General features: G+C 63.9%; 10 protein-coding genes, 1 tRNA gene and 1 pseudogene. 8 read left to right on the top strand and 4 right to left on the bottom strand.

Going from position 1 to position 13,592, the window contains the following annotated elements:
• Nucleotides 1-914: 914 nt before the first annotated feature.
• Nucleotides 915-1,934: pseudogene (locus CH339_RS09445) on the top strand (recombinase family protein); the annotation flags it as partial.
• Between the two features lie 538 nt (nt 1,935-2,472).
• Here the strand turns inward: CH339_RS09445 and CH339_RS09440 are convergent.
• Nucleotides 2,473-2,549: transfer RNA gene (locus CH339_RS09440), tRNA-Arg, on the bottom strand.
• Nucleotides 2,550-2,834: 285 nt separating this feature from the next.
• A complete protein-coding gene (locus CH339_RS09435; protein WP_111434098.1) occupies nt 2,835-4,361 on the bottom strand; it encodes a sensor histidine kinase in 1,527 nt (508 codons plus the stop codon).
• A gap of 262 nt (nt 4,362-4,623) precedes the next feature.
• Between CH339_RS09435 and CH339_RS09430 the strand changes: the two genes are divergently transcribed.
• Nucleotides 4,624-5,271, top strand: a complete 648-nt coding sequence (locus tag CH339_RS09430) for a hypothetical protein (RefSeq protein ID WP_111434097.1) — start codon at nt 4,624-4,626, stop codon at nt 5,269-5,271.
• A 16-nt stretch (nt 5,272-5,287) separates the two neighbouring features.
• On the opposite strand, the gene CH339_RS09425 is transcribed toward CH339_RS09430, so the two are convergent.
• Entirely contained in the window at nt 5,288-6,718 is a 1,431-nt protein-coding gene (locus CH339_RS09425) for a dihydrolipoyl dehydrogenase family protein (RefSeq protein WP_111434096.1), read from the bottom strand.
• 78 nt (nt 6,719-6,796) lie between these two features.
• Entirely contained in the window at nt 6,797-7,558 is a 762-nt protein-coding gene (locus CH339_RS09420; RefSeq protein ID WP_244669038.1) for a TVP38/TMEM64 family protein, read from the bottom strand.
• Nucleotides 7,559-8,047: 489 nt separating this feature from the next.
• Here CH339_RS09420 and rpmH point away from each other — a divergent pair, with 489 nt between their 5' ends.
• The 6 genes from rpmH (at nt 8,048) to CH339_RS09390 (ending at nt 13,458) form a co-directional block, all read left to right on the top strand.
• Nucleotides 8,048-8,182 (top strand): 50S ribosomal protein L34, encoded by a 135-nt coding sequence (gene rpmH, locus CH339_RS09415; RefSeq protein ID WP_111434094.1) that lies wholly within the window; start codon nt 8,048-8,050, stop codon nt 8,180-8,182.
• A gap of 27 nt (nt 8,183-8,209) precedes the next feature.
• On the top strand, nt 8,210-8,611 hold the full coding sequence (gene rnpA / locus CH339_RS09410) for a ribonuclease P protein component (RefSeq protein ID WP_244669037.1): 402 nt from the start codon (nt 8,210-8,212) through the stop codon (nt 8,609-8,611).
• Nucleotides 8,612-8,693: 82 nt separating this feature from the next.
• Nucleotides 8,694-10,559 (top strand): membrane protein insertase YidC, encoded by a 1,866-nt coding sequence (gene yidC / locus CH339_RS09405; RefSeq protein ID WP_111434093.1) that lies wholly within the window; start codon nt 8,694-8,696, stop codon nt 10,557-10,559.
• A gap of 22 nt (nt 10,560-10,581) precedes the next feature.
• Nucleotides 10,582-11,280: a ribosome biogenesis GTP-binding protein YihA/YsxC gene (gene yihA / locus CH339_RS09400; RefSeq protein WP_111434092.1), complete on the top strand. Its 699-nt coding sequence runs from the start codon at nt 10,582-10,584 to the stop codon at nt 11,278-11,280.
• Between the two features lie 335 nt (nt 11,281-11,615).
• Nucleotides 11,616-12,149: a c-type cytochrome gene (locus CH339_RS09395; protein WP_146610142.1), complete on the top strand. Its 534-nt coding sequence runs from the start codon at nt 11,616-11,618 to the stop codon at nt 12,147-12,149.
• A gap of 13 nt (nt 12,150-12,162) precedes the next feature.
• Nucleotides 12,163-13,458: an FCSD flavin-binding domain-containing protein gene (locus CH339_RS09390; RefSeq protein ID WP_111434090.1), complete on the top strand. Its 1,296-nt coding sequence runs from the start codon at nt 12,163-12,165 to the stop codon at nt 13,456-13,458.
• The last annotated feature ends 134 nt before the right edge of the window (nt 13,459-13,592 follow it).

The following is a 13,592-nucleotide window of genomic DNA, read 5'->3' as shown; positions in this document are numbered from 1 at the left end:
TCTCGGCTACCGAAACCAGGGCCGCAGACCCATCGAGACAATCAACTTATTCGTAAGCCAAGAAGCTTAAGTGGACATACGATTGTATGGGGCGGCGAGGTTCAATGCCGAGCAAGCGCCAATGGCGAGAGGGATGCAACGGGAGAGTGCAGCGTCTCCCTTGCCAAGATTGCGGGTATTACCCCGCACATCTTGCGATCACTTCCAATGCCCGTAGCCCACCAATTCCTTTTCCGTATTTCTCAAGTCTTCGATCATATCCCATGACCCGGACAGCGGACCGCGGTATCCGGGATATGAATCGAGGTACTCCCCGGCCCGAAGTGCATTTCTTGCTGGTGGAGACATACGAGTTATATTCACGAGTGGGAAAAAAGTAGCCTTTGTGACGCAAAGACCTTATCTACAAAAACGTCGTAAAGGTGCTACCCGGCAACCGTGATGACAGGTTAAGTGAGCCGAAATAGCTAAACACAATGTGTGGAACTAGCTACTTTGCACGTAAAAATTGCATAAGTAAGCGGGGCTATACCTGAATTCCGACGAGGGTCCACGTCAAAATAGGGATATGTTCTTGTTTTGTTCGACGATTTCTAGTATAACGTGAGGCAGCGACAATAGTCTCGGAGAGAGGGGCAGGCAAAACGAAAGGAAACGCCGTGCGCCACCCACAAAAAGAGCCGAACAAGCCAGGCGATAAGCCTACATTTTCGATAGATTGGGAGTATTATTCGAGTTTTCTCGAGGATTCTACTCTCTCCGACGAACAAAAACGCGAACTGATTAAAACTCTGTGGTCGATCGTCATGTCATTTGTCGATCTCGGGTTCGGCGTCGATTCCACCCGTCAGGCGCTCGACCGGCGCGAGCGTGACGAACGACCGAGGAAGACCGGCTAGAAAGGAGGCTGGCAAATGAATTTCGACAGCAGTCAGCACCATAACGTCACGGATGCCGTCGTGTATGCGCGGGTGTCCTCCAAAGCCCAGACCCGGCGGGGCGACGGCCTGAACTCGCAGGAGACGCGGTGCCGCCAGTACGCCGACTACAAGGGCTATGCGGTCAAGCGCGTGTTTACCGACGACCTGACCGGCCAGAGGGCCGATCGTCCGGGCCTGCAGGCCATGCTGTCCTTTCTCCGGGTCGATCGCCGAAACCCGCATGTGGTGATTATCGACGATTTGTCGCGCTTTGCGCGCAACGTCCGTGTCCATTTCGATCTGCGCGCTGCGATTCTGGAAGCCGGGGGCATTCTGGAATCGCCGTCGATCGAATTCCGGGAAGATGCCGACGGGGAACTGCACGAATACATTCTTGCCAGCGTTTCCCAGCATCAAAGCCGCAAGAACCGCGAGCAGACGCTCAATCGCATGAAAGCGCGGTGCTATAACGGCTATTACGTGTTTCAGGCACCGGTGGGCTATCGCTACGAAAAGCAGGACGGTCACGGCAGGGTCCTGGTGCGCAACGAACCGCTGGCTTCGATCGTGCAGGAAGCCCTGGAAGGCTATGCCTCCGGTCGTTTCGATACGCAGGCGGAAGTGAAGCGCTTCCTTGAAAGCCAGCCGCTGTTTCCCAAGGATTTGCCCGGCGGACAAATCCGCAGCCAACGCATCACCGACATCCTGACCCGCGTCACCTATGCCGGTTATGTCGAAGTGCCGAAGTGCCGAAGTGCCGAAGTGCCGAAGTGGGAAATACCGCTTCGGGAAGGCAAGCATGAAGGTCTGGTCACGCTATCGACCTTCCAGAAGATTCAGGATCGCCTCAAGGGCGGCGCGAAAGTGCCTGCCCGTCCCGATCTCAATGCGGACTTTCCCTTGCGGGGATTCGTCCTGTGTGGCGATTGCGGGCGGCCTCTGACGGCCTGCTGGTCGAAGAGCAAGACCGGAAGGCGCCACCCCTACTACCTGTGCCACAATCGGGAATGCGAAAGCCATCGCAAATCCATCCGGCGCGATGATCTCGAAAGTGCCTTCGAGGCGTTGTTGCGGCAGCTCAAACCATCGCGGGCACTGTACGATCTTACCAAGGCGATGTTCCGACATGCATGGGACGCCCGCCTGGCTTCGGCCAAGGAAACCCAGGCTGCGGCGCGACAGGAAATCGTCAAGATCAAAAACCAGATCGAGCATTTGGTTGACCGGATCGTCGATACGACCGGCCCCGCGACGATCGCCGCCTATGAGCGCCGCATCGAAAACCTGGAACGGGAAAAGGCGGTCATGTCGGAACGGTGCGCTGAAATCGCCAGCCCGAAACGCCCCTTTGAGGAAATGTTCGAACGCGCCTTCCTATTCCTCGCAAACCCTTGGAAGCTTTGGGCTTCCGGTCGTCTGGAAGACAAGCGGACGGTGCTGAAACTGGCGTTTTCGGAGCGGTTGGCGTTCGATCGGAAAACAGGGCTTCGAACCCCGAAAACCGCGTTACCATTCAAACTGTTAGGAGACTTTCACATGGGAAATTGTGAAATGGCGCGCCGGAGAAGATTCGAACTCCTGACCCCCAGATTCGTAGTCTGGTGCTCTATCCAGCTGAGCTACCGGCGCCTGCCGTATCAAGGGGACCAACTGTGAGGCCAAACCCTTGTCGCCTGCGGCAGCGAACTGCCGAAGCGGAGGCTAGAGGTACGTCGATCCGATCCGAATTGCAAGCCTCGGCGACAATGTTTTCAACGGCCGCGACAGCATGGCGGAAATTCGCCGGCTATCCGGCCAGGGCCCGGTGAATTGCCGACCGAATCCGACAACGAGCCCGCAAGATCGTCAGGGGTGGCGAGGCCGGCGACCTTCGGGAGACCGGCTCCGGAAACCGGGAATCTGGAAGAACGCCCCCTATCCCGCCTTGCCGTTCTGCCCGTATTCGGGCCTGCCGCGGTCCTTCATCGCGTTTCGCTGGCCGTTCCTGCCCCTGTCGGGAATGTGGATTTCGAAACAGGCGCCGGGGCCGGCGTCGGTGAGGCTGATGGTGCCGCCGTGGGCGCGGACGAGTTCGGCCGCGATCGCAAGGCCGAGGCCCGTGCCGCCCTTTCGCGCCGTTGCCGAAAACGCCTGGAAGAGGGTCGGGCGCAACTGCTCCGGCACGCCGGGGCCGGTGTCGCGCACCTGGATCAGCGTCGCCCCGTCGCCGCGCCGTGCGCCGACCTCAAGCCGGCGCACCAGCGTCGGGTCGGCCTTGCCGTCGAGCACCTGGACGGCATTGCGGCAGAGGTTCATCAGGACGCGGAAAAGCTGGTCTGGGTCGGCGTCGATCTCCAGTTCCGGGTCGACGGCGTTCTTCCACTCGATGGTCTCCGAGCCGGCAACGCCGAGGAGGTCGCCGACGTCGTCGACGAGGTGCGACAGGCGGATCAGACGGCGTTCCGGGGCGGCTTCGCCGGCGCGGCCGTATTCCAGCACGGAGCGGGTGTAGCCGATGGCGCGATCGAGGGCGCCGACGATCTTCGGCGTGACGCGCTGAACCGTCGGATCCTCCAGCGTGCCGAGCCGGTCGGAAAAGAGCTGGGCCGAGGCGAGGATGTTGCGCAAATCGTGGTTGATCTTGGAGACGGCAAGGCCGAGATCGGCGAGCCGGCGCTTCTGGTGCAGGGTCTTGACCAGCTCGCGCTGCATGGCGGCGAGCCGGAGCTCCGCATCGCCGATCTCGTCGGCGCGGCCGGAGGGCGCGATGACGGTGTCGGCGTTTTCCGGGTCGTCGCTGAATTCGGCCATCGCCCGGGTCAATCTCTGCATGGGGCGCACGAACAGCCATCGCAGGGAGAGATAGACGAGGGTCGCGGTGATCGCCGAGATGATCAGCGAAAGCGCCAGGATGTTGCGCGAAAAGGTCAGCATCGCCTCGCGCAGGGGCGCATCGCGGATCAGGATCTCGACAAACCCCTCGCCCATGGCCGGGGCGCCGACGACCCGCAGCGTGCGGTCGCCGCCGAAGACCAGCGTCTCGAAGGTCTCGGCGACCGAGGTCCAGGGGTCCATGTCGCGCATGTCGATGTGGCTGTCGACCTCCGGCGGCATGGTGGTCGCGGCAATCAGGCGGCGGCGCTCGCCGTCATAGCCGGCGATGGCGAGGGCGCCAGAGGCTTCCAGGAGCTTGTCCTGGGTCGCCCTATCGAAGGACCGCTCGCCATGCAGGAAGACCGCGGTGATACCGGCCATGGTCAGCCGGTCGCGCAGCCAGCCGTCGCGGAAATTGGCGACGGACGGCACATAGATCATCACTTCGGAAAGCATCACGAAGAGGATGGTGAGGAACAGCAGCTTGCCGGAAAGCCCGGTGCGGTGGCGTCCCGCCGCGCGCGCGCCATCTGGCCCGGCCGCGTTCGCCGTGCCCTTTTGCCCCCCGTTGTCGGCCCCCGCGTCCATAAATGCTCCTGGCTCCGGCGGCGTGCCGCCGGGTCCGCTCAAAGGTTCCCGCGCCTCTCTATTTAGGAACGCGCGCGGCTTATCCAAAGACCCGCACAAGCCGGACCTCCGTTGAAGGTCCGATTCTTCTCAATTCCGAGCGGTCTTTTGCAGCGGCAGATAATCGTCCCTTAACGATGCCCGCAAAAGGCGTATGCGATTCATACAAACCTCAACCACAGGAGGTAATCTCTTGGGCAGTGCTGGAAACGCGGATATTCCCATGACCACGCCCGACGACCCGATCGATACACAACAGACGCGTTACATCGGATGGCACGACGGCAAGATCATTCTGATCCTCGCCGGTTGCGCATGCCTTCTTGCCCTGTTCTTGCATTCTTCCACCCTCGACGGCGTCGGCCGGCACGGCTTCAGCCATGAGACGGTGGGCATCGTTGGTGCTTCCTTCTTCGGATTTATGACGCTCCTAATGCTCCTGGAGCTGTTGACCCATCCGAAAATCGCAATCTCCCTGTCGCCGGATGGCTTGAAAGACGCCAGGGTTTCGCCAGATGTCATTCCCTGGAGCGCCGTCTCGACCCTCCGGATCGCACGCTACGCCAGGTCACCCAATTACCTCTTCCTGAGGATCGATCCCGACGTCATGGGCAACATGGCCTGGTCACCCAGGGGAAATTTGACCCGTTGGTGGTGGCGGTGGACCGGACGAAACGAGGTGGCATTGAACACGGCAGGGCTCGCAATCAGCTTTCCGGACCTCGTCGTTCTCGTACGCCGCTATGCGATCGACCACGGCGGCTTGCGCGAAGACGCGAACGCCAAAGCTCCAGACCCCAGCATTCTCCGCCGGACCTCTGCAGTCAAACAGTCACTGATCTCCGACCAGCTCCGGAACAGCCGACCCTAGCGTATCGCAGCCTTTCCTATCCAAAGACCCGGAGCCAGCGGACGAGGCGCTGGACCCAGGGATTCTTTGCGCCGGGGGCATAATAGTCGACGGCGGCGCGGCGCGAGACCTCCGAAAACGTGGGGTATGGGGCGACGAAGCCGGTGAGGTCGCGAAGCTTCAGGCCGGCGGAGACGGCAAGCGCCCAGGTCGCGATAAGATCGCCGGCCGAGACGCCGACGATGCTGACGCCGAGGATACGACCGCCCTTTCCCGCGACGACCTTGATGCGGCCTTCGGTGCGGCGCTCGGCGCGGGCGCGGTCGTTGCCGGTGAAGGGAACGGTGATGACGGTGACGGCATCGCCATGCTCCTTGCGGGCGGCGTCCTCCGTCAGGCCGATCTGGGCGAGTTCGGGGTCGGTGTAGGTCACCCAGGGGATGATCGGGGTCTTCACCTTGACCGGCAGGCGGAAGAGGATGGAGCGGATGACGAGGCCGGCGTGGTAGCCGGCGACATGGGTGAACTGCAGGCCGCCGGCGATGTCGCCGATGGCATAGATGCGGCGGTTGCTGGTGCGAAGGCCGGCGTCGACTGATATTCCCTTCTTGTCGGCAGCGATGCCGGCGGCGTCGAGGTTCAGGCCGGCAAGGTTCGGCCTGCGGCCTGCGGCAACGAGGATGTGCGAGCCGGCGATGCGCTCCCCGGTCCCCTCCCCCGTCCCCACGGTGACGACGATGCCGGCGGCATTCTTGGCGACGGATTTGACGGTGACGCCCTCGCGCAGGTCGACACCCTCGGCCCTTATCGTATCGAGCACGACCGCGGCGTTCTCCGGATCGTCCTTCGGCAGGGCCTTGGCCGCTTCCAGCACGGTTACCCTGGCGCCGAGGCGGCGGTGGGCCTGGGCCATCTCGATGCCGATGGGACCGCCGCCGACGACGATCATGTGCTCGGGGCACGCCTTGAGGTCGAAGACCGTCTCGTTGGTGAGATATGGCACGTCGGCAAGGCCGTCGATCGGCGGCACGGCGGGCGAGGAGCCGGCGGCGACGACGAAGCGGCGGGCCTTGATGGTGGTGTCGCCGGCGACGACCGTGTCGCGGCCGGTGAAGCGGGCCTCGGCGCGGATGACGGTGACGCCGAGGCTCTCGAAGCGCTCCTCGGAGTCATGCGGGGCGATGCCCGCAATCACGTCGTGGACGTGGGCGTTGACCTTGGCGAAATCGATGCCGGGAACTTGGGCCGCGATGCCGAAGGGCTCGCCCGTCGAAAAGGCGTGGGCGTGCTTTGCCGCGGCGATGAGCGCCTTTGACGGCACGCATCCGGTGTTGAGGCAGTCGCCGCCCATCGCTCCCTTTTCGATGAGCACCACCGGCACGCCGAAGGAGGCGGCCGCGGCGGCGACCGTGAGGCCGCCAGAGCCGGCGCCGATGACACAGATGTCGGGGGTGAGGGTGTCGCTCATCGTTGCTCCAAGGGACGAGAAATCGGGGCCGGCGGAGAACCGCCGGAGGACGGGATCGTTACGGGCGAACGCGCCGGCTCAGCTTTTGTTCGCCCCGTTGCCGGCCGCGCGGGCGCGGCGCCATTTCTTCAGCGCCGCCGGGATCAGCGCGACGACGCCGAGAAGGACGAAGGCGGCGATCAGTTCCGGCGTCAGGATCGCCGAGGTGTCGATGCTGCAGGTGCCGCTCGCCCCGCAGCCGGGATTGGCCTGTTCCTGGGCGGCGATGACGCTGTCGAGGCCGGAGCCGAAGACGGCATAGGCGAAGGTGCCGGGAATGATGCCGACGACGGTGGTGAGCACATAGGTGCCGAGCGGCACGTGGAACAGCGCCGGGGCGAGGTTGACGAGCCAGAACGGAAAGATCGGCGTCAGCCTGAGGAACAACAGATAGCTCGCCGCGTCCTTGCGAAAGCCTTCGGAAAGCTGGGAGAGCCGCGGACCTGCGCGGGCACGCAGCGCGTCGCCGAGCGACGTGCGGGCGGCCAGGAAGATGGCGGTGGCGCCGAGCGTTGCGGCAACGACCGTGACGAGGCCGCCGACGAGCCAACCGAAGAACAGACCGCCGGCAATGGTCAGGAACGAGCCGCCGGGGAACGAGAGCGCGATGACGAGGGCGTAGACGGCGGCGTAGATCAGGATCGAGGTCACCCTGTTGTCGGCGATGAAGCCGGCCACGGTTCCACGGTGGCGGATCAGCTCCGACAGGCTCAGATAGTCGTGCCAGCCGGCGAGATAGCCGGCGACCATGAGGGCGAGGATGGCGACCAGCGGCACCCAGCGCTTTGCGTGTCTGACCAAACCCCTGTCACCCCCCACTGCGTTGTTCCCGCCCCGCCTTGCCGGGGGCGCGGGCCGCGTGCCCCGCTCTGCCTCGTCGATCGACATGCCTGTCTTTCATTCCTTCGTTGTATTGCGGTCCGGGTCAAGCACGCGGCGAAAGGCCGGTGCCTGGCACGGTGGCGATGCCGGCCGTTGCCCCGGGCCGGCGCCGCCCTCCGGTGTCAATGTAGCGATCCGGGCGGCGCAGCGCGTCCACCTCAAGGTCTTTTGATCCGCGCTCACCGACGGTTCACCCGGGCGTGAACCGTGACGTGAACCCTGGCGCCGGATTTCCGCCGTTGCGGCGACGCGGTGCGATTGACTTGCCGCGGAGGCGCCCTTATAAGCCCGGCAGCGCAGCCGAAAGGCAGAGGATCGCCGCGACCGGCGTGTCGCGACGTCTTGTCGCGAGACCTCATTGGACAATTCGCAACAGGTAAAGAGGCCGCCAGCCGGCGGTGGCATGTGATGAAACGGACTTTTCAACCCAGCAAGCTGGTGCGCAAACGGCGGCACGGTTTTCGTGCGCGCATGGCAACCAACGGTGGCCGCAAGGTAATCGCGCGCCGCCGCGCCCGTGGCCGCAAGCGTCTTTCCGCGTAGCGGCCGGCGGCAGGTGGCATCGCGGCAATGACCGAGGCCACGCCGGCGACCCGCACCGCCACGAGCGCCTCTTGCGTCATGAACCGCCTGAAAAAGCGCTCCGAATTCCTGAACGCTGCCCGCGGTGCGCGGGCGGCGCGTTCGGCGTTCGTGCTGCAGGGGCTGTGCGAACGGCCGGCGGAGGCGCCGCCGCGCTTCGGCTTCACGGTGACCAAGCGCACCGGCAACTCCGTGGAACGCAACCGCATCCGAAGGCGGCTGAAGGCAGCGGTAAAAGAGGTCCTGCCGCAGGCGCGCGGCGGCTGCGATTACGTGCTGATCGGCCGGCGCAAGGCGCTGCGGCAGCCTTTCGACCGGTTGACACGAGACCTTTCGGCAGCGATTGGAATGATCCACAAGACCACGCGGTCCCCCAGACACACGGCCTGATGCGTTCGGGCCCGCAAGACGGACCCCGGCGGCGCGGCCGCGACCGGTCCTTTGCCAGGCAAGACAACAGCGAGAGCATTCGATGTCCGAAAACCGCAACCTGATCCTTGCGATCGTCCTCTCGCTGGTGGTGCTGGTGGCCTGGCAATATTTCTACGCCGGGCCGAAGATCGAGAAGGAACAGCAGCGCCAGGCGGCACAGCAGGAACAGACGGCCGCAGCGCCGGGCACTGCTGTCCCTGGAAGCGTCCCCAGCAGCGACAGCGCCACGCCGACGGCCCCGTCCGGAGCGCCGACGCAGACCCCGGGCCAGGCGGCGCCGACGCCGGGCGGCACAACGACGCCGGCAGCCCCGGCTGAGAGCCGCGCCGCGGCGCTCAGCGGCAGCGCCCGCGTTCCCGTCGACACGCCGAGCATTTCCGGCTCGATCAACCTGAAGGGCGGGCGCATCGACGACATCGTGCTGAAGCAGTACCGCGAGACCGTCGAGCCGGACAGCCCCAACATCGTGCTGTTCTCTCCGTCCGGCGCGCCGGACGCCTATTATGCGGAAATGGGCTGGGTCGCCGATCGGGCCGCGAACCTGTCGCTGCCGTCGGCCGACACGGTCTGGTCGGTGGCAAGCGGGACGACGCTGACGCCCTCGAGCCCGGTCGTGCTTTCCTGGGACAACGGCGCCGGGCTCACCTTCAAGCGCACCTACGAGGTCGACAAGGACTACCTCTTCACCGTTTCCGATACGGTGGAGAACACCGGCGATGCCGCTGCCGTGCTTTTCCCCTATGCGCTGATCTCGCGCCACGGCAAGCCGCACACGACCAATTTCTACATCCTGCATGAGGGCCTGCTCGGCGTCTTCGGCGACGAGGGGCTGCAGGAGGTCGACTATGACGACCTGACGGAGGATGCCCGCCACGTGACGCCGCCGAAGGTCTCGCGCGGCTGGCTCGGCATCACCGACAAGTACTGGGCGGCGACGCTGATCCCGCGCCAGGGCACCCAGTTCCAGCCGAAATTCTCCTCGCGCACGGCAGGGGCCAAGAACATCTTCCAGGCCGACTACCTCGCCGATCCGGTGACGGTCGCGGCCGGCGGCTCGGCGACGACCGAGCAGCGGCTGTTTGCCGGCGCCAAGCAGGTCTCGGTCATCGACCGCTACGGCGATGCCTACGACATCGAAGGCTTCGACCTTCTGATCGACTGGGGCTGGTTCTATTTCATCACCAAGCCGCTGTTCTACATCATCGACTACCTGTTCCGCCTGGTCGGCAATTTCGGCATCGCCATCCTCGTCGTCACCGTGATGGTCAAGCTGGTGTTCTTCCCGCTGGCCAACAAGTCTTACGTGTCGATGAGCCGGATGAAGAAGATCCAGCCGCAGGTCCAGGCCCTGAAGGAGCGCTTCCCCGACGACAAGGTGAAACAGCAGCAGGCGCAGATGGAGCTTTTCCAGAAGGAAAAGATCAATCCGCTGTCCGGCTGTCTGCCGATCGTCATCCAGATTCCGGTGTTCTTCGCGCTCTACAAGGTGCTGTTCGTCACCATCGAGATGCGCCATGCGCCGTTCTTCGGCTGGATTCAGGACCTTGCCTCGCCGGATCCGACGTCGGTGTTCAACCTCTTCGGCCTCATTCCCTGGGACCCGCCGCACATGCTGATGATCGGCGTCTGGCCGCTGATCATGGGCGTCACCATGTTCCTGCAGATGAAGCTGAACCCGGCGCCGCCGGATCCGACCCAGCAGATGATCTTCACCTGGATGCCGGTGCTGTTCACCTTCATGCTGGCCTCGTTCCCGGCCGGCCTGGTGATCTACTGGGCCTGGAACAACTCCCTGTCGATCCTGCAGCAATACGTCATCATGCGGCGCCAGGGGGTAAAGGTGGAGCTGTTCAAGAACGTCACCGACACCTTCAAGAAGAAGAAACCGAAGGAAGGCGGCAGCTAAGCCCCGCCGCCGCTCCGCTGACATGGCCGAGACGCCCGACGCTCCGCAGGACCAGGAACCGGCCGTCGATCCCGATGCCCTCACCGAGGCCGAGATCGAGGCCGGGCGGCTGCTGTTCGCCCGGCCCTGGCAGTTCCTGCTCGGCGTCGCCGCCGTCCGCCAACTGCCGCCGGAGGCCGGCATCGAGGTCGCCTTCGCCGGCCGCTCCAATGTCGGCAAGTCGAGCCTCATCAACGCCCTGACCGGCAGGAAGGCGCTCGCTCGCACCTCCAACACGCCCGGCCGCACCCGCGAGCTCAACTTCTTTGCCGCGGCAGAGACGGCCACCGCCTCGCCCATCGTCATCGTCGACATGCCCGGCTACGGCTATGCCAAGGTCGCCAAGACCGCGGTCGCCAACTGGACCGGGCTGATCATCGACTATTTGAAGGGCCGGACCAGCCTGAAACGGGTCTATCTCCTGATCGACGCCCGCCACGGGCTGAAGGAGAACGACGGCGCGGTGATGGACCTGCTCGACGCCACCGCCATGTCCTACCAGATCGTCCTCACCAAGGCCGACAAGCCGAAAAAGGGCGAACTGGAAAAGGTCATCGAAAAGACCGCCGCCGGCATTGCCAAGCGCCCTGCCGCGCACCCGAAGATCATCGTGACCTCTTCGGAAAAAGGCACCGGAATTGCCGAATTACGGGCCGAGGTCACTCGCCTGTCGGCCCTCTGACAGAGTTCTTCGGTCTTACCCTCTCGTATTTTTCGACAATACCTTCTCGAAAAACCTGAAAACTATTCTTAACAAAACACCGAAGTGTTGCACGCGCAACAGTTCTTTATGCTGCACTGCCGAAAGACATGGCATCGCTGCCGTTTTTATTGGCGAGTACGTCGAAACACCTGTTTATTTTCAAAAAAATGAATATTAGGCTTTCCCTCCCAACAAAAACCAAACACCAGATGGGAGGAAACATGAAAGCTCGGGGGATTCTTTCGTCAGCACTCGCTTTCATGGCGCTGGTGAGCGTCGCGGGCAAGGCGCCCGCGGCCGAGCTGGAAGCGTCCATGCTTGCCAACACATGCAATGGCTGTCACGGCCCGAACGGCACCAGCTACGGGCCGGCGGCGCCGACCATCGGCGGCACCAATGCCGCCTATATGTTCGAGACCATGATCGCGTTCCGGGAAGGGGAACGGCCGTCGACGATCATGCAGCGCATCGCCAAGGGCTATTCGGACGAGGAGCTGAAGCTCATCGCCGACTATTTCGCCAAGCAGCCCTTCGGGCGCGTCGTCGACCAGGACACCGACCCGGACCTCGTCGCCAGGGGCAAGCAGATCTACGACAACCTCTGCGAGGACTGCCACGAGGACGAGGGCATGTCGGCGATCGACTATCCGGCGCTCGCCGGCCAGATGATGCCCTATCTCGACCACCAGCTCCACGACCTGATCTCCGGCCGGCGCGACCTGGAAAAGAACGAGGCGCTGTCGTCGAAGGAACGGCGCAAGAAGATGCGCAACCTGAAGGAACTGGTCGAGACCGAGGGCGGGGACGGTGTCGCGGCCGTCATCCACTTCTTCGGCTCGAAGAACTAGGGGGGAGGACACCATGACCAACTTATCACGCCGCAACTTCATCAAGATCGGCGGTGCGGCTGTGGCCGGCGCGACGCTCGGCCTTCCCCACATCGCGCGGGCGGCGGGCGGCAACGTCGTTATCGTCGGCGGCGGCGTCGGCGGCGCCACCACGGCGCGCTACCTGAAGCTCGCCAATCCGGACATCTCGGTCACCGTGGTGGAGCCGAAGGCGAGCTACCACACCTGCTTCATGTCGAACGAGGTGCTCGGCGGCGAACGCACGCTGGAGGGCATCGAGGTCGGCTATGACGGCCTGAAGTCGATGGGCATCACCATGGTCCAGGACCGGGCGGCGGGTATCGACCCTGACGCCAAGACGGTGACCACGGCAGGCGGCGAGACCCTTTCCTTCGACCGCTGCGTGGTGGCGCCGGGCATCAGCTTCGTCACTGACGGCATCGAGGGCTATGACGAGGCGGCGCAGGAAAAGATCCCGCACGCCTGGCAGGCCGGGCCGCAGACCGCGCTCTTGCGCTCGCAACTGGAGGCCATGGAAGACGGCGGCCTCGTCGTCATCATTGCCCCGCCGAACCCGTTCCGCTGCCCGCCGGGGCCCTACGAGCGGGCCAGCCTGATCGCCCACTACCTGAAGGCCGAAAAGCCGAAATCGAAGGTGATGATCCTCGATCCGAAGGAGAAGTTCTCCAAGCAGGGCCTCTTTACCCAGGCCTGGAAGGACCTCTACGGCTTCGGCACCGACGACAGCATGATCGAGTGGAACACCTTCTCCAAGGTCGGCGCGATCAACAAGCTGGACGCGGCGGCGATGACCGTGGAGACCGACTTCGAGAGCTTCGATCCGGCCGTCATCAACTACATCCCGCCGCAGAAGGCCGGCAAGATCGCTCTCAACGCCGATCTCGCCGACGACAGTGGCTGGTGTCCGGTCGACAAGATGACGTTCGAGTCGTCGAAGCATGCCGGCGTACATGTGATCGGCGATGCGGCGATCGCCACGGCGATGCCGAAGTCGGGCTATTCGGCGAATTCGCAAGGCAAGGTGACGGCGGCGGCGATCGTCGCGGCGCTCTCCGGAAAGGAGATGCCGCAGCCCTCCTACGTCAACACCTGCTACTCCATCGCCGGCACCGACTACGGCTTCTCCGTCGCTGCCGTCTATCGCTACAACGCCGAGGACAACACGATTGCCGGCGTCAAGGGCGCGGGCGGGCTGACCCCGGTCGATGCCAGCGCCGAGCAGCGCAAGCGCGAGGTCGCCTTCGCGCATAGCTGGTACAACAACATCCGCAAGGACACCTGGGGGTAACCTGACCGCCCCCCGGACCCAGAGGGACTTCCCGCCCCCGGCGGGAAGTCCCGACGGTCGCAAGGGTCTGCGTCCGTATCTCAAGCAGCAAAGCGGTGAATTAGCCGCGCGACAAACGGAGGCGCAACGTCGTC

The organism is Rhodobium orientis (assembly GCF_003258835.1).
GTDB lineage: Bacteria > Pseudomonadota > Alphaproteobacteria > Rhizobiales > Rhodobiaceae > Rhodobium > Rhodobium orientis.
The sequence above is the reverse complement of the archived record's forward strand: the minus strand, read 5'-3'. Positions and strand labels throughout refer to the sequence as shown.

What these genes read in the sequence shown, in the direction of transcription:
- CH339_RS09430 (WP_111434097.1), top strand. Translation starts at nt 4,624, where the DNA reads ATGACCACGCCCGACGACCCGATCGATACACAACAGACGCGTTACATC.
- yidC (WP_111434093.1), top strand. Translation starts at nt 8,694, where the DNA reads ATGTCCGAAAACCGCAACCTGATCCTTGCGATCGTCCTCTCGCTGGTG.
- rnpA (WP_244669037.1), top strand. Translation starts at nt 8,210, where the DNA reads ATGACCGAGGCCACGCCGGCGACCCGCACCGCCACGAGCGCCTCTTGC.
- yihA (WP_111434092.1), top strand. Translation starts at nt 10,582, where the DNA reads ATGGCCGAGACGCCCGACGCTCCGCAGGACCAGGAACCGGCCGTCGAT.
- CH339_RS09390 (WP_111434090.1), top strand. Translation starts at nt 12,163, where the DNA reads ATGACCAACTTATCACGCCGCAACTTCATCAAGATCGGCGGTGCGGCT.
- CH339_RS09395 (WP_146610142.1), top strand. Translation starts at nt 11,616, where the DNA reads ATGCTTGCCAACACATGCAATGGCTGTCACGGCCCGAACGGCACCAGC.
- CH339_RS09435 (WP_111434098.1), bottom strand. Translation starts at nt 4,361, where the DNA reads ATGGACGCGGGGGCCGACAACGGGGGGCAAAAGGGCACGGCGAACGCG.
- rpmH (WP_111434094.1), top strand. Translation starts at nt 8,048, where the DNA reads ATGAAACGGACTTTTCAACCCAGCAAGCTGGTGCGCAAACGGCGGCAC.
- CH339_RS09425 (WP_111434096.1), bottom strand. Translation starts at nt 6,718, where the DNA reads ATGAGCGACACCCTCACCCCCGACATCTGTGTCATCGGCGCCGGCTCT.